The sequence below is a fragment of the Rhizobium sp. WYJ-E13 genome, assembly GCF_018987265.1.
In the GTDB taxonomy this organism is placed as follows: domain Bacteria; phylum Pseudomonadota; class Alphaproteobacteria; order Rhizobiales; family Rhizobiaceae; genus Rhizobium.
In genome coordinates, this window is record NZ_CP076855.1 from 64,837 (window position 1) to 84,572 (window position 19,736).

9 protein-coding genes and 1 pseudogene are annotated in these 19,736 nt (G+C 57.7%); all 10 read left to right on the top strand.

Annotated elements, in window-relative coordinates:
• Window positions 1–18: 18 nt before the first annotated feature.
• The 10 genes and pseudogenes from KQ933_RS31725 (at window position 19) to KQ933_RS31770 (ending at window position 19,728) form a co-directional block, all read left to right on the top strand.
• Window positions 19–810: a conjugal transfer protein gene (locus tag KQ933_RS31725; RefSeq protein WP_216761207.1), complete on the top strand. Its 792-nt coding sequence runs from the start codon at window positions 19–21 to the stop codon at window positions 808–810.
• Between the two features lie 214 nt (window positions 811–1,024).
• Entirely contained in the window at window positions 1,025–2,098 is a 1,074-nt protein-coding gene (locus KQ933_RS31730; RefSeq protein ID WP_216761208.1) for a type IV secretion system protein, read from the top strand.
• A 55-nt stretch (window positions 2,099–2,153) separates the two neighbouring features.
• Window positions 2,154–2,888, top strand: a complete 735-nt coding sequence (locus KQ933_RS31735) for a virB8 family protein (protein ID WP_216761209.1) — start codon at window positions 2,154–2,156, stop codon at window positions 2,886–2,888.
• Between the two features lie 20 nt (window positions 2,889–2,908).
• Window positions 2,909–3,718, top strand: a complete 810-nt coding sequence (locus tag KQ933_RS31740; protein ID WP_253958486.1) for a TrbG/VirB9 family P-type conjugative transfer protein — start codon at window positions 2,909–2,911, stop codon at window positions 3,716–3,718.
• A gap of 9 nt (window positions 3,719–3,727) precedes the next feature.
• The gene (gene virB10 / locus KQ933_RS31745; protein WP_216761211.1) at window positions 3,728–5,065 is read left to right on the top strand and encodes a type IV secretion system protein VirB10; all 1,338 of its coding nucleotides are present in this window, start codon (window positions 3,728–3,730) and stop codon (window positions 5,063–5,065) included.
• Window positions 5,062–6,111: a P-type DNA transfer ATPase VirB11 gene (gene virB11, locus KQ933_RS31750; protein ID WP_216761212.1), complete on the top strand. Its 1,050-nt coding sequence runs from the start codon at window positions 5,062–5,064 to the stop codon at window positions 6,109–6,111. The genes virB10 and virB11 overlap by 4 nt, the downstream gene beginning before the upstream one ends.
• The gene (locus KQ933_RS31755) at window positions 6,080–8,872 is read left to right on the top strand and encodes a type IV secretory system conjugative DNA transfer family protein (protein WP_216761213.1); all 2,793 of its coding nucleotides are present in this window, start codon (window positions 6,080–6,082) and stop codon (window positions 8,870–8,872) included. Before virB11 ends, KQ933_RS31755 begins: the two co-directional genes overlap by 32 nt.
• 1,299 nt (window positions 8,873–10,171) lie before the next feature.
• On the top strand, window positions 10,172–10,519 hold the full coding sequence (locus KQ933_RS31760) for a hypothetical protein (protein ID WP_216761214.1): 348 nt from the start codon (window positions 10,172–10,174) through the stop codon (window positions 10,517–10,519).
• A 370-nt stretch (window positions 10,520–10,889) separates the two neighbouring features.
• Window positions 10,890–11,976, top strand: a pseudogene (locus KQ933_RS31765) (IS3 family transposase).
• A gap of 1,599 nt (window positions 11,977–13,575) precedes the next feature.
• Window positions 13,576–19,728: a hypothetical protein gene (locus KQ933_RS31770; protein WP_253958487.1), complete on the top strand. Its 6,153-nt coding sequence runs from the start codon at window positions 13,576–13,578 to the stop codon at window positions 19,726–19,728.
• Window positions 19,729–19,736: the final 8 nt, after the last annotated feature.

The window sequence follows — 19,736 nt, forward strand, 5'->3', positions numbered from 1 at the left end:
ACAGGAGAGGTTAGGCACATGAAGACAGCAGTGATCGCAGCGGCCGTTGCCATCGTTTTCGTCCCTCAGGCTTATGCCCAAGTTCCGGTCAAGGACGCAGACAATATCGCGGTAAGCAAGGAGATCGAAAAGCTTTCAAACAGCATCCGGGACGACACATCGATCGTCAAGGACAACACCACGAAGACCTTGGCGGCGATCACTGGCGACCGAACGCAGGATGCGAGCCAATTTGCCAAGCTCGCCACCGGCAATGGCTTCACCATGGGACAGGCTCCGGATTTCAACTCGGTGCTCTCCAGCAACGCGGCGGTGTTCGGAGGCATCGGTGGCCAGTTCCAGAATACCGCAGCCAAGCTGATCAATGGCCTCAACCTCGTGAAAATGGTGGTTGATACTGTCAAGGGCGGTGAGCTCTCGGGCGCCAATCAAGCCTATTCCCAAGGAATCAACGCGCTGACGACGCTGACGGCCCTGACCGACGCGATGAACAGCGCCACCAAGGACCGGCAGAATTCATTCATGCAGGCCACACAGCAGATCGGAACGGCGAAGGACCTGAAAGGGGCGCTGGAGCAGAACACCCAAATGGTGTTGCAGGGCAACCAAACTGCCAACGAAGCCGTCGGCTCGCTCAACAACCAGGTCATGCTCCTGAACCAGCAATATAAAGCCGCCCTCGCTACCTCATCGCAGAACCTCAAAACCTTTGCGCCCCTACCCGACAGCGTCATGCGTGACGGCGGAACAGAGCCGCAGGGCGCTTCCGTTCGCGATCAGTTGAAGGCCTTCGAGGATCAGAACCAGTGAGGGCGGTTCTCGTGTTGATGCTCAGCTGCGCGGCGCTTGCCGGTTGCGCCGGGAAATACGAACAGCTGGCAAAATGCTCGGCCGACGAAAATCCGGTGCCGGCCCTTGGTTTCGTATCCGAGCCCGCGACCACGGCCGCTGAGAACGCGCTGGCGGGTCCCGTCAAGGACGATTGCGGCCCGATGCGACCGGTCAATAATTTTCAGGATGACACATGGATCCCGTCAGCTACGCGATAAACTTTTATGGCGACGCGCTTCGATATTTCGACAAGATCAACGAGGCGTCGCTGGAACGCGCCTGGGGGCTGTTTGCCGAAAACAGAAACCTTGTTTCCGCCATCCTGGCGATCTTCCTGATCCTCTACTTCCTTTGGGGCGCGCTCGGGCTATCGAGCGTTTCCCTTCAGGACATGGCGATCACCGCCTTCAAGATCACGCTTGCCTATACTCTCATCATGTCCTGGGCGCTGTTCTACGACAATATCGGCCAGTTCGTGCTGTCGGCGCCGCAGGATCTGGGATCGGCCATATCCTCGGCGATGGGCGGTCAATCGGCTGGTGCGGACATCGCCCAGCAAGTCGCCAGCATGGCCCGCAAGGTCTACGACTTTGCCATGCAGCTCTTCAATTCTTACGAATCCGGGTGGCTGCCGAATGTGACCGGCGCCGTGGTTGTCTTTATCGTGCTGGTGTTCGGCCTCCTGCCGATGCTGCTGATCCTCACCGGCGTCACGCTCTTTGCCAAGATGATCACCGCCGTCATGTTGGCCATCGGTCCGATCGCCATCCTCTGCTATTTCTTCGGCATCAGCCGTTTCGTCTTCGACGCCTGGGTGAGGGGCGTTGCCTACGGCATGTTCATGCTGCTCTTCACTTACATCATGGCCGGACTGTCCTTCGGTTTTCTCATCGGCATGATGGACACGATCAACGGCGATATGGCGATCAAGGAGAACGCACTGGCGATCGTGCTGGCGATGGTGCTCTATCTCGCGCTGATCTCCTATTTCATCTTCCAGGTGCCGGATTTCGCGCGCAGCTTTGCCTACGGGGCAGCCTTCTCTGGCGTCCCGGGCGGCGGTGGCGTGGACACCGCCTACAACACCGCACGCCGGCGCCTCTCTTCGAGCAATTCCCGCGCCGGGCAGGCCGCGGCCATAGCGCTTAGCACGCTGGCCGGACCGAGGGGCGCCGTCACGGCTGCAGCGCTTGCGGGCCGCAGCAGTGTCGCTGGCGTCGGTGCGCTTGGTCGGATGCTCACCAATCGTCGGCGCAACAGCGAATGACGCGGAGGCGGCAAGGATCTCCGATTTTACTCATTGCGAATTCGAGGTTTGAAACTTGGCATTGTTCAAAAGGCAATTAAAGGCGGCGCCGGCCGATCGTGCGCCAGGACCACAAGAGATCTACGATCAGCACCTCTCCTGGGGCGAGAAGAACCGGTCGCTGCGGACTCTGATCGGTCTCATCCTGCTCGTCTTTGCGGTAGCGGGATGGATGGTTGCCGGCGTCCTGTCCTTTTCTGTCGCGCAGCTCTTTCCGCTGGTGCGCACCGAGGTCGTGCCGCTCATCGTCGACAAGAACACGGGCTACATGGAGACGGTGACGACACTCGACAAGGACCGGTCTAACGTTTCGGAAATCCAGGCCGTCCGCGCCTCGTTCGTCGGTAACTACGTCATACGTCGTGAAACCTATGATCCCCGTTATCTGTCGGAGAACTTCGACATGATCGCTCTTTGGTCGGACCCCGATTCGCCAGCCTTCAAGGACTATTCGGAGTGGATGAACCCTTCCAATCCAAGAGGTCCGGTCAAGACCATGGGAACGACGGGCGAGATCCGACCCGAAATCCTGTCCGTCAATCCGCTCAATGCCACCACAATGTCGGTCCGCTTCGAGACGCGCGAGCGACGCCGCGGCGGCGATGTCGTCAATCGCTGGTCGGCGACAATCCGCTACCGCCAGATCAATCTCCCCGCCAGCAACCGGGTCCGGCTTTATAACCCCCTCGGCTTTGTCGTCACTGAATACGTCAAGGTTCCCGAGACCATGCCTTCGGGGCTCACTCCATGAGGCGAGCGAGTGTCGGAATAATGCTGTCACTGCTGCTGACGGCCTCTTCGGTTCATGCGGAATTGACTGCCCGGCCCGGCAGGCTCGATCCGCGCGTACGCACCTTGCCCTATTCTGCCGAACAGGTCTTCGTCGTCACCGGGACTTACGGAATGGTGACGACCATCCTCTTCGGTGCCGACGAAGAGGTTACCCAGGTGGTCGCAGGTGACACGGTTTCCTGGCAGATCCTGACATCGGCCGACCGGCGCTCACTCACGCTGAAGCCGATGGAAAAAGACGCGCCGACAAACCTCTCCGTGGTGACGACAAAACGGACCTACTCATTCGATCTTGAGGTCAACGACAGCAAGTTGATCCAGAACCAGACCTTCAAGCTGCGCTTCATTTATCCGGAAGACGCCGGGCTGAAGGGCACGGCCGAACTGTGGAAGCAGGCGCAGGATGCAGAGCGCAATCCCAACATCAAGAACATCCGCCGCGACAAGGTCAACTATGACTATGGCTTCAAAGGAAGCGATGCCGCCAAGCCCTTGTGGGTGTTCGATGACGGTTTGAAGACCTTCATGAAGTTCACCGGCGACGTGCCGGCGATCTTCATTGTCGATAACAAGCGGCGCGAGAGCCTCGTCAATTATCGCCGTGAGGCCGACTACATTGTCATCGACACCGTCTCGCGGCAGTGGACGCTTCGTTACGGCACCGAGAACGAGACCTGCCTGTTCAATCTGAGGACCGCTCCAGCCGATGTGCCGGCGCCAATCGAGGGTGCTGTGGCGCCGAAGCGGCTCGGTTCGTCAGGTGCTGGCGCACCATCAAAATCACGATAGGGAGGCACGATGTCTGATCCGAACTATCATTCGATAGACAACGACACCGCGATCGGCGGTCAGGTAAGGCGCTCCGGGGTTGGGTTGATGCGGCCAATCGCCGTGGTGGCGGCAATCGCCGGCATTGCTGTGTTCCTCTATCTCCTTCTCTCCGGCGGCGAGCGGGAACCGGCGATCGACAATACGCCGCACGAAGAGTTCCGCCCCGTGCAGGCGCCTAGAAACGAAGGCTTCAATCCGCCAGCGCCGCCACCGTTGCCGACGGTGCAGGTGCCGGAGGCACCACCCCCTCCGCCACCCCCGCCACCGGCGCCCGTCATCCCGGCGCCTGCCCAGGTCGCGCCGCTGGCCGATGTCGACTGCTCGAGGGGTAAAAATCCTGACGATCCCAAATGCATCGAGCTTGCGAGGCAGGCTAAGCTGCTTGAGCGCGTGCGCTCCACCGCTGTCGTTTTCGATCAATCGGAACGCGCAGGCGGGGCGGCAAGCGCTTCGTCAGACGCCACGGGAGCCGGCTTGTTCGGTGCGAACGGCTCAACCGCCACGCCCGCCGGCGCACCGTCGGACGCGGGCGGTGCTGTGGATGGCGATCGTGCCTTCCTGAAGGCCATGGGAGGGCAGGGGGTACAGGTGTCGGTTGCTGCCGAGAACCGCCGTATCGATGCCTGGATCCCACAGGGCACGATGATCCGCGGCACATTGGAAACGGCCATCAATTCCGACCTCGCCGGCATGGTGAAGGCGATTGTCCGGGAGGATGTCTACTCCTTCGATGGCCGGCGCATCCTGATACCCGCCGGCTCCTCGCTGATCGGCGATTATAAATCCGGCGTCGAACGCGGTCAGGAGCGCCTGTTCATCGTCTGGACGCGGATGATCCGGGGCGACGGTGTTTCGGTCCAGCTCGGCTCCTACGGCACGGATCGTCTCGGCCGTTCCGGCATGACGGGTGCGGTCGACCGGAAATATTGGGAACGGTTCGGGCCGCCGGCGCTGATGACGATGATCGGCGGTGTCACGCAATACGTTGCTCAGCTCGGCCAGAAACAGGATCGCAACATCACGATCGTCAACACGGATGGGACGGTGACCAGCATTCCGCAGGATAACGGCACTACGTCACAGGATCGCGCGCGCGAGATTGCCGCCGAGACGATCGCATCGGGTATTCAGCAACTTGCGACCGAGGCCTTCCAGGACACGCGCAATATCCGGCCTACGATCCACATCGCTCAAGGCTCTGACATCACTGTCTTTGTCACCAGGGACCTCGATTTCTCGGACCTTTATCCTGACCCGGTACGCGAGGCTTTCGAACGTCTACGACGAAAGAAGGCGGGCAAATGAACGCGCACCCCTCGATCTCCGCCGAGCAGCATTTCCTGTCCGAGGCGCTTGATCCCATCAGGCAGTTTCTCGACGATCCCGCCGTGGTCGAGATTTCCTGCCAGCGCAGCAACGAGATCTGGCTCGAGCGGATCGGCCAGCTCAACATGATCAGGCAAGAAGTCGATGGGCTCGATCAGGAGGCGATCCGCCATATGGCGTCGCGCGCGGCCTCGTTCACGAAGCAGACCATCAACGCTGAAAATCCGCTGCTCTCGGCAACGCTCACCAACGGCGAGCGCGTCCAGTTCGTGCTCAATCCGACCTCCGCCACGGGCCATGCGTTTTCGATCCGCAAGCAGTTCATCCGGCGCTTCGATCTCGATGACTATGAGAAAGCCGGCGCCTTCCGCTTCACCAAGGTCACGGGTGACGACTATATCGATGATGTCGACATTGAGCTGTCTCGCCTACTGCGGATTGGGAAGGCGCGCGCGTTTCTGGAGCTCGCGGCGATCAACCATCGCAGCATGTTGATCTCGGGCGGAACGTCCACCGGCAAAACGACCTTCCTCAATACGATGCTGACGGCGATCCCGGACCATGAGCGTTTCATCCTGATGCAGGACACGGCCGAGCTGGAGCCGCGCCAGGAAAACGTCGTCTCGCTGCTGGTCTCAAAGGGTGCCCAGGGCGAGGCGCGAGTGACGATGACCGACCTTCTGGCCTCCGCACTGCGCCTCAGACCGGATCGGATATTCATGGGCGAACTTCGTGGGAACGAGGCATTCGACTTCCTGAATGCAATCAACACCGGTCATCCGGGGTCGATGTCGACGATTCACGCAAACTCGCCGCATCACGCTTTCAACCGGCTCTCGACGCTGGTGCTGAACAGCAATGTCCGCATGGAGCGCGACGATATCATCCGCTACATCCGCTCGATCATCCCGATCGTGGTCCAATTAAAAAAAAGCGATGCCGCCGGCGGCCGCGGTGTCAGCGAAATCTATTTTGCCGACGAGGTGGACGAAGATGGCAAGCGTATCCACGGACACAGAGGCTGAGCGCCCCAAGTGGACGAAGCTTCAGGAGGTCTCGGCCTTTACCTTCCCAGTCGTCGTTCTCGGCGCCGTGCTGGTGTGGCTGCTGTTCTTCACGCTGATCTACGACGCCTATGTCACATCCTTCGGGTCGACCTCCTATTACGACTATGTCGGGCAGGCGCCTATTCCAGATGGCATGGCCTACACATGGTCGATCATTCGCACGCGGAACACCATCGGGCTCTCAATCCTGGCGTTTGCTCTGGCATCGCCGTTTCTCTTTTTCCTGCTGAGCCTCTGGATGCTGAAAGCGGGCAGGGCGCTATCGCGCAAAATCCTCTATCTCCTGCATGTCAGGTCGATGTTCACCCTTGTCGCGCATACGGCACTGATATTCGCTGCCGCCTATGCCGCTGTCATTGTGTACGGAACGGTCTTTTATCTCGTTGCAAGCAAGGCCGGTGGGTTAGCCGGAGTTGCGGACTATTATGGCGCTCATCTTGCGGCGATGTATCAGGCACCCTTTGGAGCCACCGACGCGGCCGGTACGTTTCTGCGGCCCTCACGGCAGACTGTGTTCGCCGCTCTCGCCGGTCTGGCGGCGGCCGGAGCCCTCGTTGGATTTCCGATCGGTGCGGCGATCCAGAAGCGCCAACGCATGGTCATGGGCAAGGCACGGCTGGCAACCCTGAAAGATGCCGCCGATTTCCGGCTGCGCGATAAGCACGGCATCGTTCTCGGCCTCAAACAGGGCCTTCTTCTGCGCAATGACGGCGATCAGCATGTGATGGTCATCGGCTCGCCGGGGCAGGGCAAGTCGCGCGGCTTCGTCATCCCGACGATGATGAGTTTTAAGGGATCGCAGGTGGTCCTCGACATGAGCGGCGAGCTCTTCGAGGAAACCTCGGGATATCTGAAGGATAAGGGTTACGAGATTTTCCTGCTGGCGGCAGGCTCCAGATTTACGGACGGCTATAATCCACTTGACCTCATCAGCGCTGACCCGAACCAGCGGATCACCGACCTGCAGAAGTTGACGCAGATGCTGTTGCCCGAGCGTCTGCGCTCTGATTCATCGGATTTCTGGGAGGAGAGCGCCAGAATCCTTCTGACGGCTATGCTTGGCTTCGTGCTCGAATGCCCTGATACCCGCAAGTCGCTGAGCGAACTCTATCGCATCCTCAATTCGATGTCGGACGAGCGCAAGGCGATTATCCAGCTCTTGGAGAACTACGAAGCCGTTCTTTCCGATCAGACCCGCATGCAGCTCACCAAATTCGCGGGCCGGCACGAAAAGCTCGGAGAGGGGATCGCGGCGGAGATCGTCGCCAAGCTCAATTTTTTGCAGAACCCTCTGGTGGAGGCGCTGACCTCCATCACAACGATCCCGATCGACACGATCAGAAAGCGGAAATTGGTGATCTTCGTTCAGGCCGACTGGAATGCGATGCAGATCTACGAGCGGCTGATTTCGATGTTCATCCAGCAGATGGCCGACAAGCTCGTGCAGATGGGACCGTTGCGCAACGGAGAGCACGAAGTGCTGATGATGCTCGACGAGTTTGGTAATGGTGGGCGAATAGATACCGTCCTGACGCTTGCGCCATTGATCCGCAAGAACGGTGTTCGCTTTGTCTTTATCCTGCAGGATGGCGCGCAGCTCGAACGACTGTATCAGCGATCCGGGCAGAAGATCCTGATGGGCGCGTCCACGATCAAGCTGTTCATGAACTTCCAGAACCAGGAAGACGCAGCCGCCGTCTCTGCCGCAGCCGGCAGGACGACCGAGTGGGTCGAGCAGTCCTCTTACTCCCATCGCCATGGTCGGCGGCAACGATCCATCTCGAAGGTGCCGGTGTCCGTGGACCTGCTTCCCGTCAACACGCTGATGATGATGAAGCCGGAGGAGGCGATCCTCCAGGTTACGGGCATGCCGCTCATGCGCATCATGAAGCTCGATTCCGGCGGCGAACGGATGTTTTCGAAAGTGCGGAAGTTCAAGCCGATAACCAAGCCCTGCATGGAGCCGGTCGAGTGGACGATTGGCGATAGTGAGGCTCTCTCGCCGGGCGCGGCGGCACCTGAAACGACCGCGTTCTCAAGAATGGCGAGCCAAATGCAGGGCACTGCAATGGACGTCAATTTAGCTACCGTTGAGCGACTCCGGCAGCCGCAGAGCGTGCGCTTTACCGTCAAGGAGGGCGTACGTCACGTCTATATCTCCTCGCTCGACGAACTGCGACAGCGTCTGGATCTCGATGAAACGCGCGAAGTCAGCGTTTCAGAGGACCAGCCTCGGGAGGAAGACCAGGTTGCGCAGAAAAAGCAATACGGTGCGACGGTCAATACCCAAGCAAAGCGCCCAGCGGCGCGCGCTTCCGGCCCCATTGAGGCCGAGGACGTCCATATCGAGATAGATCAGGCGAAGCTGGATCGTAATGTCTATCAGGGGTCTCCACGACCGCGACGTCGGCTTGATCGCCCTTCGGATCTCCAGCACGAAGCTGGAATTCCCCCTAACTCGGCCATCCTGCGGCGACAGGATGTTCGTGACGCATTCGGAGAGGACATCAAGGCCTTGAACGACGCAATTTTTGACCACGCTGATGCGGTCCCGTTCGACCCGATGGAGTTGAACGCAGATGTCGATGTCTTGATCGAGACCCTCTCGAAGCGCCTGACAGAGGATAGTTCGAAGGCCATCCTGCGCGAATTTGCCGATCTTGCTCGAGATCCGCTCGGCGAAGACAGGGCGAAACACGACGCCGTCCGGGTCGAATAGGCGGTAAGGATGTGCCGAAAAGCGTCATACCGCGCGAGATTAGGAAGCGACATTTGCAAGATCTAATTGCGGCTGACGGAAGGAGATGATGCCATGGGACCTCGCAAAAGGCGTCGTGCGAGCCGGTCACTCACAAAAGTGCCGCTGAGCCCAGAAAGCCAAGATGCTACTTGAGATCGATCAACGCAAGCTCATAGACGACGCGTGCGTGCAGCGCGACTTGCCCGGCAGGCGCCGATCGCAAAATGAGTGCTAGCGGTCACACCGTCCGTCTGGGCCATGAGCGTGCCCGGATGTGCGTTCTCAATTGATCATTCCTAAAACAGCTCTTGCTCAGCGCTTACAGAGATCTTGCGGTCTCGCGGCAATGCAATCTGAAGCGATGCAAAGATCAGTCGCACAATCCCGCCATTTGCTTGTTGTTCAACTCCTAGAAGTTCCAGTTTACTCCGCAGGGGAAGATTATTCTGCTTGAGGCTTGCATTACCCAAATAAGCTATGGAGATCATGTCTCCATATTTCAAACCTCCTCAGATTGTAGAAAAATATTTTTTTGTTTCGAATCTACCATCCGCTGGTTGACATTCTCAACCCAAACTAGCAGTTTTAATAAAAATACAGAACTGGTTTGTTCTTCGATATGAATTTTTAGAAGATGCCTCTTTGGCGAATGAACCTGAAACGGCTGCAGATAGACAAAATGATCTCAAAGTTAGAAGAACGCGATATGCCCATGGTAGGCAAGATCATGTCTCAGCGCCATGCGGCGACAGTTTTTCGCGCTCAAGTTTTCTGGCTTTGGTTGCGGCAGTCAGCAGTGGGCTCATTCATTGAATGTCGGCTGTAGTTTCATCCGCATGATCATCTGTTCGAACATTGAGGCGACGCATCGGCTTATGCTGCTGGGACGAAGTATGTCAGGGGCGCATATGTGTTGGCATGAACGCCTGCGGCGGCGCGTCCTCTCCATTTCGACTAAAATGGTCACTGGCTTTGTCGTCGGAGCATTTTGCTGCTGCTCGGAGACGCACGCAGCGAGTACCTCAAATCTCAGCAACGTCGTTACTGCTGACAAAATCCTCGACTCATACGTCTTGCGCGCCGCAAAGAAAGGTTCATTTGAAGCCGTCCTATCGGTTACGCTTGGCATCGCAAGTATCACGTCGAACCGCGGCAAGCTTCTGTGGGTATCGGGACAGTGGGCTGATTCTACTAGTCAGTTGATGAAGGCCGGCCGCCCTGCTCGCGCAGGCAGCACCTGTTAAACAAATATTTCCTGACAACTTCGAGATCTCAAGCATGTACCAGTCAAGCAACGGCTCATTTATCCCACGCTTTAAAAAGAGCGTTATCACCGAAAGCGGCTTGGTGGAGATGGAAATATCACCCGAAGATCTCGATTCCATAATAAATCACTTCGCCAAAAACGAAGAACTTATCTCTATTATGCGTAGCTATATAGAGTTAACCAGGAAAACAGTAACATCTTCCCTCTCGGAAGCTGAAGAAATCGCAATGGGGAAAAAGATATTTCCAATATTTCACGATTTTTTATTCGTGAGAGGTCTTGCGGTGTTCGCTCCGGACGTCGCGGAGGAGATGTTTCAGCGTATTGAAAAAGGTCTTATTGGGGGCAGCAATGGATAATGCACTAGCGCTTCATTACTATAAATCACTTCTTGTTGATACCAACGTTGTCGTGAACATGATGCGTTCTGACCCGACGGGCCTAACGCTAAATGACTTAATTACCTCGCACGCGACCCTCTACGTAACAGACACAATAGACAACGAGCTTCGGAACAACCTTACTGGGAGGAATTATGCAACATTCTCAAACTGGTTTTATAGCAACTATGCGACAGGACGGGTGGCGGCTCTCGAAACGGGCGTCCCCGCTGGCAGAAATTTAGGAGAGGAAAGTATTCGTACGGCGTTGAGGAAGGGGTAATCCCCCCGCCAATTAACGGGCTTCAAAAGTAGAATTTTCTCGGGCTTTATGAACGAGGAGATTTTGATGAAGACGAGCAGATTTAGCGAACCCCAAATCCTTGCCATCCTGCGCCAGGCAGAAGGCGGCGTTGCGGTGCCGGAGTTATGCCGGGAACATGGAATGAGCACCGCCTCCTTTTACAAGTGGCGTTCGAAGTATGGCGGTATGGACGCCTCTATGATCAGCCAGATGAAGGCTCTGGAGGATGAGAACCGTCGGCTGAAGAAGATGTATGCGGAGATGAGCATGCAGGCGGAACTGCTGAAGGAGGCTTTGGGAAAAAAATGACACGGCCATCTCAACGCCGAGAGATGGCCGGGAAAGCTGTGGCGTTGCGCGGGGTGAGCATTGCACTTGCCTGCCGCACCTTCGAGGTCAGCGAGACCTGCTATCGTTACAGCGCCAAGCTGAACTACGAGAACGAGCAGATCGCCGATCTCCTGATCGGGCTGACGCGGGCAAAGAAGACCTGGGGCTTTGGCCTGTGCTTTCTATACCTGCGGAATGTCCGAGGACATCGCTGGAACCACAAGCGCGTCTACCGCATCTACCGCGAGCTGGAGTTAAACCTCAGGATCAAGCCACGCAAGCGTTTGAGGCGGGACAAACCCGACGCTCTGACTGTGCCGGATGCGCCTAACCTGGTCTGGTCAATGGATTTCATGGCGGATCGTTTGGAGGATGGTCGGCAATTCCGACTGTTGAATGTCCTGGACGACTTCAACCGCGAGGGACTGGGCATCGAGGTGGACTTTTCGCTGCCTGCTGAACGCGTCATCCGCAGCCTGAACCAGATCATCGAATGGCGAGGCAGACCATTCGCCATTCGTGTGGATAACGGACCTGAGTATGTCAGCGGCAAACTGATGGAATGGGCCGAAAAGCAAGGAATTGCCTTGAGCCACATTCAGCCCGGAAAGCCGCAACAGAATGCCTATGTCGAGCGCTACAACCGCACCGTCCGACATGAATGGCTTGATCAACACATCATCGAAAGCATTGAGGAGGCGCAGGAATTCGCCACGCAGTGGCTATGGACTACAACAACGAACGGCCCAATATGGGCATCGGCGGCATCACACCCGCCCAGAAACTGAAAATGGCCGCGTGAATTCTACTGCGAAGCCCCGTTCAAAACGGGGGGATTACCAAGGGGCTTACACCCGGACCTAGCCTTGTACTGTCAGGTGAAACTGGCGAATTTCCTTCCTCTGATGTTATCGATTCAATTGGCTTTGCGAATTCTCTACTTCTTAGTGGAGAAATATCGTACGCAAGGTATCTCGCACTGTCAGGACAACTGGGAATTGTTGCTCCGAAAGAGCTCCTCACTGCGGATGGGACGGCAAGAACTCTGTTGCCTGGCTCGAGTTATCTAGTCAATGGGGTAATGATTGAGATCAGGCCGAACGGTTTGCGCGTTAACAATACATTTGTAAGCATATTTCAGAGATTTGAGATTGATCCCGCTACAAATGTTGTCACAGTTTTGGGCGCACAATGCTTTCCCTCTGACACCCTTATACAAACGACTATTGCCGGCAGGAAACCTATATCTGAAATCAGAGTGGGTGACACCGTTATGGCTTTCGACCCTGATACCGACGCCGGTCGCGGGCTTCTAATCCCGCGACGTGTTACGCGTCTGTTTCGAAATGTGACGACAGAATGGTACAGGCTTAAGTGGAACGCGGCTGGCGAACAGCGTGAACTTGTATGCACACCCGGCCATCATTTCTTGAATGAATTCGGCTACTTCCCTCCTATTGAAGAGATGGTCCGCGCCGGTAGGGCAAAAGTGGTGTTGGCGTCGGGCGACTTTGCAGAAGTTGCTGTTGAGCGAATTATTTATTCGCCCGAGACCGCAGACCTGTTTGAGCGGGCCGAAGTTCATGCGGCGGTTTCAGGAAATGCCGCGCTCAAACCTGTCTGCGTCGACGCCTGGGCAACATACAACTTCGAGGTCGAAGATCTACATACCTATGTCGCGGGAGGTGTTAGAGTTCATAACATGTCCGACCCAATCGCCCACAATGGTATGGGCGTAGACTATGGCATAGGGGTCGCTGTTGCGTTCGATGTCCCAGGTTATGGAACTCGAGCCTTTAGTGGAGCTGCGCTGGACTATTATTACGATTCACTGGGTGGTGCGAATGGTTTTGCGGGCACGGCGCTCGGCTGGGGCTTGACTGCAGCGGCTGCGGCTAACCTCAGCGGCGCCAGTGGATTTTTAACTCAGGCAATCTTCAGCACGGCTTACGCGGAGAACGCAGGGCCATATAGTAACCCTGCAACTGAGCGGTACCTTAGATACAGTGCTACGCAATATGTGCAAACCGTGGAGGCCGCACATGGAAGGGTATCGGAGCATGGCTTTTACGAATCTCTTGGTCCCGCCAGATATGGTGAACAGATAGGCTCCCCTGAGCATGTCGCAGATCGCGCTTTTGCGCGTGGTTACAGCTTTTTAGACGTGTACTCGGCTCAGGCCGGGCTTTCTCGTTATTCCCCAGAAGTCTATGACGCTGTGGATAAACACCGCGCGCAGAACGCGGCAAGATTAGCCGGTTCCTCAAGCTTCTCTTCGACCAACAGTTCGAAGTCCCCGCCACGCAACAGCTCTCGTAGTAGCAGCGATTATGGCCCAAGCCCCAGCGGCAGCTGGAGCTCCTCGACGAGGCCGGTTCTCCTCGATTTGAGCGGCAACGGCTTGAGCGTCGAAACCTTATCGACATCATCCAAATTCCTGGATCTCGACGGCGACGGCTATCAGCATCGAACCGCCTGGGCGGGAGCAGGCACGGGTGTTCTCATCATTGACGCTGACGGAGACGGCAAGATAACTCGGTCGAGCGAGTTTGCTTTCACCGAATGGGATTCCGCTGCAACAAGCGACCTTGAGGCACTGAGGCATATCTTCGACACCAATGGCAACGGCAAACTCGACGCGGGCGATGCCCAATGGTCGAAGTTCCGGGTGGAGCTAAACGGCCAGTTGGTGACCCTGGACAGCCTCGGGATCACTTCGATCGACCTGACGCCGAAGGGCAGCGGTCAGACCTTCGAGGATGGCTCTGCGATTACCGGAACGACTACTTTTACTCGCGCCGATGGCACGACGGGAACTGTCGGGGACGCCAAGCTTGCAAACGATGACGATGCCTATATCGTCAAGACGACCAGTACGACCAAGGCCGACAACTCGGTCGAGAAGACGATCCTTGCCTACAACGCCGACGGTAGCCTTGCCTTCCGCAATGTGGTGACGACCAGCGCCGACGGCCGCAGCATCCAGACGCAGTTCGACGACGACGGCAACGGCACGTTCGATCGCTCGCAGACCAATGTGCTCACTGTCGACGCAACCGGTGTTCAGACGAAGACCGTTTCGAACTTCAACGCCGACGGATCGCTTGCGGATCGCACCTCGACGGTCACCAGTGCCGATCATCTGACGGTGACGACAACGCTCGACCAGGATGGCGACGGCATCATCGACCAGAGGCAAACCTACGTCCAGAACGCCGATGGATCGAATACGACGACCACGGAGCAGCTCAGCATCAACGGGACGCTCCTGACAAGGACGATGGTTGAATCGTCTGCCGACGGACTGATAAAGACGACCCGGTTCGACCTGGACGGCAACGGCGTCTACGAGCATAACGCCACCGCGACTACCACGATCGCGACGGACGGCAAACGCACCACGCAGACCATCGATCGCGCCTCGAATAATACAGTCCTCAACGCCATCGACCAGACAATCAGTGGTGATGGTCGCACCATCACCGTAGGAGTCGACGCTGACGGTAACGGACCCCGCGAAACCAAAACCGTCACAGCATCCTCGACGGCCGCGAACGGCGACGTGACGCTGGTGAGCTCGGTCTACAATACGAACGCGTCCTCCATTCTGCGTTCGAAGACGACGACTGTCACTAGCGCCAACGGCTTGTCGAAGACCACGACGAGCGACGTGGACGGCAATAACGTCATTGATTTTACCGATACTGATGTTACTGTCATCGACGCCACCAACCGGACCCAAACGGTTCAGCATCGCACCAAGACCGGTACCACCGGTACTCTGCTGTCGCAGACGGTCACCACGACCAGCCTCGACGGCAAGTCGATCACCATCGTCGAGGACGCCAACGGCGACACCAAGACCGACACACTGACCACGATCGTGGTCGGCGCCGACGGGACGACGACCAATACGGTCAGCACGCTCAACGCCGACGGCTCGCTGGTCAAAAAGACGGTCAGCGTCACATCGGCTGACGGCCTGTCGAAGACGACGAGCACCGATTTAAATGGCGATGGCGTTAACGATCTCGTGGAGACGGATGTCATCACCGGCAATTCCAGCGGCATGCGCTTCGAAGCCGTAACGACCAAGAGCGCCAACGGGACGCTGATAGCAAAGACTTACACGACCACAACCGCCGACAGCCTGACCCAGACCGTCACGACCGATGCCAACGGCGACGGCGTCGTCGATGATACGACGAAGAGCTACATCATCCTTGACGCCACCGGCAAGCGAACGCAAACGGTGAGGAGCACGAGCGCCGATGGAACGCTGAAGTCCCAGGTCGTCACCGAAGTCAGCGCCGATCGCCACAACACCACCGTCGTGACGGATGCGGATGGCGACGGCCAGACCGATACCCGGCGCGTCGAGACGATCACGGCCAATGGCGATGTGACGACGTGGGAGCGACAATACGCTGCAGATCTATCGACGATCAGCACGACCACGACCACCGCCAGCGGCAATGGCCTGACAAAGAGCGTATCGGCGGACTTGAATCACGACGGCGTCGCCGACCGGATCACGAGCGCCCAGACGGTGCTCAATGCCGACGGAAGCAAAACGCAGACGATATCTTTGACGAGCAGCGATGCCACCCGCCTCGACAAGAAGACCATCGTCACCAGCGGCAATGGCAAGTCGATCACGACCAGCGAGTACATCAACGCCGACGAGGTGGTCGACACCAAGACCACGGATGTGACGACGTTCGACACCTACGGGCTGCAGTTCCAGACCGTCTCGAATTTCCGGGGAACGACGCTTGCAAATTCGACGAAGGTGACGACCAGCCTCAATGGTCTCAACGGGCAGACCGATTACGATTTGGACGGCGACGGCACGATCGACAAGACCTCGTGGTGGAGAAAAACGCCGCTCGACCCGGCCGGATCGGTCACCGCCACTCAAACGGTCAAGGCGACCGACGCGACGCTGATCTCGCAGACGATCACCACCGTCAGCGCCGACCAGAAAACCACCACGATAAGCTCCAAGATCGACAGCGACGCAGTTGTCGATCGCCTGGAAACGATCACCATCGACAATGCCGGAACGCAAAAGGACGACATCAAGCAGTACAATGCTTCCGCCGCCCTCGAAAGCCAGGCCATCGTCATCACCTCCGATGACGGGCTGTCGAAGACGTCAAGCTCCGACCTTGACGGCAACGGCATTTTTGAACTGGTCACCACCGATGTCACGGTGCTGAATGCGGACGGCAGCCGCACGCAGACGATCTCGAAGAAGGGCATCGGCGACGCGCTGATCTCCCGGACGACCGCCAATGTCAACGCCAACGGGTTGAGCAAGACGACGAGCTTTGCCGATGCCAGCGGGGCGACGGTTCGCTCGATGAGCGATGTCACCGTTCTCAACGCCGATGGCGGCACCACGGAAACGTTGTCCTACTTCAAGTCGGATGGGACGACGCTGGAAAGCAAGACCGTAACTGCGGTCGCAGCTCATGGCCTGACGACCACGGTGACCGTGGATGTTGACGGTGATGGCAATGTCGACAAGAAATCGGTCACGGCAAAGCAGACCAACGGCTCGACAATCCAGACCCTCAGCGACTTCGGTGCCGGCAATATTCTGAAGGATGCGAAGACCGTCACAACCTCTGCCGACGGCCTGAAGCAGACGATCGATTATGACAGCGACGGCAATGGCACGGTCGACAAGACGACGACCAGCACGACCGTTCTGAAGGCCAACGGCTACAAGACGACCACGACGAAGGATGTCATCGCAGGCGTCACCAAGAGCATCACGCTGACCGATGTATCGGGAGACGGCCTGACCGTGACCACGAAGTGGGACACGGCCGGCACCGGTGGCGGCACGACGTTCGACAGGAGCCGTACCGATGTCACCGTCCTCAACGCCAATGGTTCGAAGACGCAGACGATCAGCTATCTGACCGGCACGACGCTGACCAGCCGCACTCTCGTCACCACTAGCGCCAACGGTCTGTCCGTCACCACCCAGATCGATCCGACGGGTGCCGGCTCCTATGGTCAGACGGCAACCGATGTCACGGTCTTGAATGCCAATGGCACGAAGACGAGGACGGTGGAAAGCAAGAAGGCCGATGGTTCGCTGATCTCCAGGTCCATCACCACGACCAGTGCCAACGGCCTGGTAGTTACATCCAGCCAGGAGCGTCCGGGCTTCACCAACCAGACCGTCACTGACACGACCACGGTCCTGGCCGACGGTGCCATTCGCGAAACCGTCGCGACGACCGACGGCGCCGGAGCCCTGATCGGCGAGATTGTCACGCTGACCAGCGCCGACAAGACGACCGTCACGATCGACCGCGACGGCAACGGCGACGGCATTGTCGACCAGCACCAGGAGACGGTCACCGCTAATTCCGGTATCCAGACATCGATAATGACGGACTTCAATGCCGACGGAACGGTCAAGGAAAAGTCGACCATCGTCGTCTCCGCCGACGGGCGCCAGACGACCACCACCTGGGATCGCGACGGCAACGGCACGATTGATCGTCAGCGGGTGACGAACGTGACCGCCAATGCGGATGGCAGCAGCACGACCGTCATCTCGGATACCGATCTGCCGGCCAGCACGCTGTCCGCCAAGACGACGATCCAGACGTCCGCTGATGGCAGGCTGAAGACGACCTCGAAGGATATCAACGGTGACGATACAGTCGATCAGGTCGAAACGGTCACCGTCGATCCGACAGGCGCCTCGGTCTCCGTGGTCACCAATAATGCGACGGCGCAAAAGATCTCCAACCTGACGGCGGGTGTCGTTTATTGGAGCCAGGCGATCGCCGCCAGGATCGAGACCACCACGTCGTCCGATGGCCGCTCCAAGGTCGCCAAATACGACTTTGACGGCAGCGGTGTGTTCGAGACCGTCATGCAGTCTACCATCCAGGTCGATGGTTCCGTTGTGACGACGGTGACGGAGAACAACGCCAACGGCACGGTCAAGGCAAAGGGTACGATCGCAACCAGCGCCGACGGCCAGATCACCACGCTGTCCAAGGATGCCGACAATAATGGCACCTTTGATCACACAGAGACGGCGGTGACACACGCGGACGGCTCGATCACACTGACCAAGGCCGATCTCAACGCGAGCGGAGCAATCACGCAGACGATCGTTGATCAGGTCAATGCGTTCGGCTCGCTGTCCTCCAGAACCACGACAGACTCGGCCGGCAGCAGGGTCTCGCAGACCATCTTCACCGCTGACGGAAGCTCGGTGACGACGGATGGGCTCGGCCGCAAGACCGCGCAGACCGTCGTCGCGGCAGACGGTAGCTCTGTGACGACGACCTACGATGGGCCGAGTGGCCAGCAGCTGAGCGTCAGCAACACAACCAAGGCCGGGTTGCTGACGTCAGCTACATTCTACGATCCGCTCAATGCGCAGACGTATACGAAGCTCGAGCAGCAGTATGACACTGCCGGACGGTTGACGTCCGTGAATCAGACCAATGACAACGGCACGCGCTACGCCGTGACTTATGATCCAGCGAACGCCACCGAGTGGACGAATATCCAGTATTCCTATGACACTGCCGGGCGTCTCACCAATCAGACCATCCAGTACGACAGTGGGGAAACGCGCTACTACGTCTACGACGCAACGAATGCGGCGTCCTGGTCCTATTACCTGGTCGTCAATGACAATACCGGAGCGACAACACAGCAGATCAATTACTACGACAACGGTGGATACGACGTCTACACTTATGATCCACACAATACCGCTCCCTACAGCTATACTATAAGTTCATACTATTACAACGGTGCACTTATGTATTGGTCGGATTATAGAGACGACAGTAAGAAATCAATTTATAGCTTCAACGAATACGACTATCTCCAACAATACAACTGGAATAGAATTGTTACGAATTATGATCCATATGGTAAAGTGCGTTCCCGTACCATTTATTACGACAATGGATCTCAGGGCAGCCTTCCAGTATTGCTTGACCTGGACGGTGACGGCCATATCGATCTTCGCCCATTGGATCTGACAGCCAGCAACCCCACCCCGACGTTCGACTGGGACGCTGACGGCGTTCGGGATAAGACCGCTTGGGTCGGCCCGAACGACGGCTTCCTGGCGATCGATCTCGGTGCTGATGGCTCTGCCGGACCTGACGGGGTCATCGATCAGGCGCGTGAATTGGCGTTCTCAATGTGGCCGGAGAATGACGCCACGTCCGACATCTCCGACCTCGAAGGCCTCCGTCTCGTCTTCGACACGAACCACGACAATGTTCTCGACGCAAACGACGCCCGCTGGAACGAATTCCGGATTTGGAGGGACAGCAACCAGAACGGCATCAGCGATGCCGGCGAACTGCTGACTATGTCGGAGGCCGGGATCAAGCTCGTCAACCTGATCCCCAACCCAGGCGGTGCTCAGGCATTTGACGACGGTTCAGCGATCACCGGTACGAGCAGCTACGAGACGACGAACGGTCAGACCCATCTCGTCGCGGACGCAAGCCTTGCATGGCAGAAGAACACCAGCGGTGTCGCTGCGTGAGCCTTGCG

Coding starts and splice junctions, on each gene's coding strand:
- virB11 (WP_216761212.1), top strand. CDS start 5,062: ATGAACGCGCACCCCTCGATCTCCGCCGAGCAGCATTTCCTGTCCGAG.
- virB10 (WP_216761211.1), top strand. CDS start 3,728: ATGTCTGATCCGAACTATCATTCGATAGACAACGACACCGCGATCGGC.
- KQ933_RS31760 (WP_216761214.1), top strand. CDS start 10,172: ATGTACCAGTCAAGCAACGGCTCATTTATCCCACGCTTTAAAAAGAGC.
- KQ933_RS31725 (WP_216761207.1), top strand. CDS start 19: ATGAAGACAGCAGTGATCGCAGCGGCCGTTGCCATCGTTTTCGTCCCT.
- KQ933_RS31740 (WP_253958486.1), top strand. CDS start 2,909: ATGCTGTCACTGCTGCTGACGGCCTCTTCGGTTCATGCGGAATTGACT.
- KQ933_RS31755 (WP_216761213.1), top strand. CDS start 6,080: ATGGCAAGCGTATCCACGGACACAGAGGCTGAGCGCCCCAAGTGGACG.
- KQ933_RS31730 (WP_216761208.1), top strand. CDS start 1,025: ATGGATCCCGTCAGCTACGCGATAAACTTTTATGGCGACGCGCTTCGA.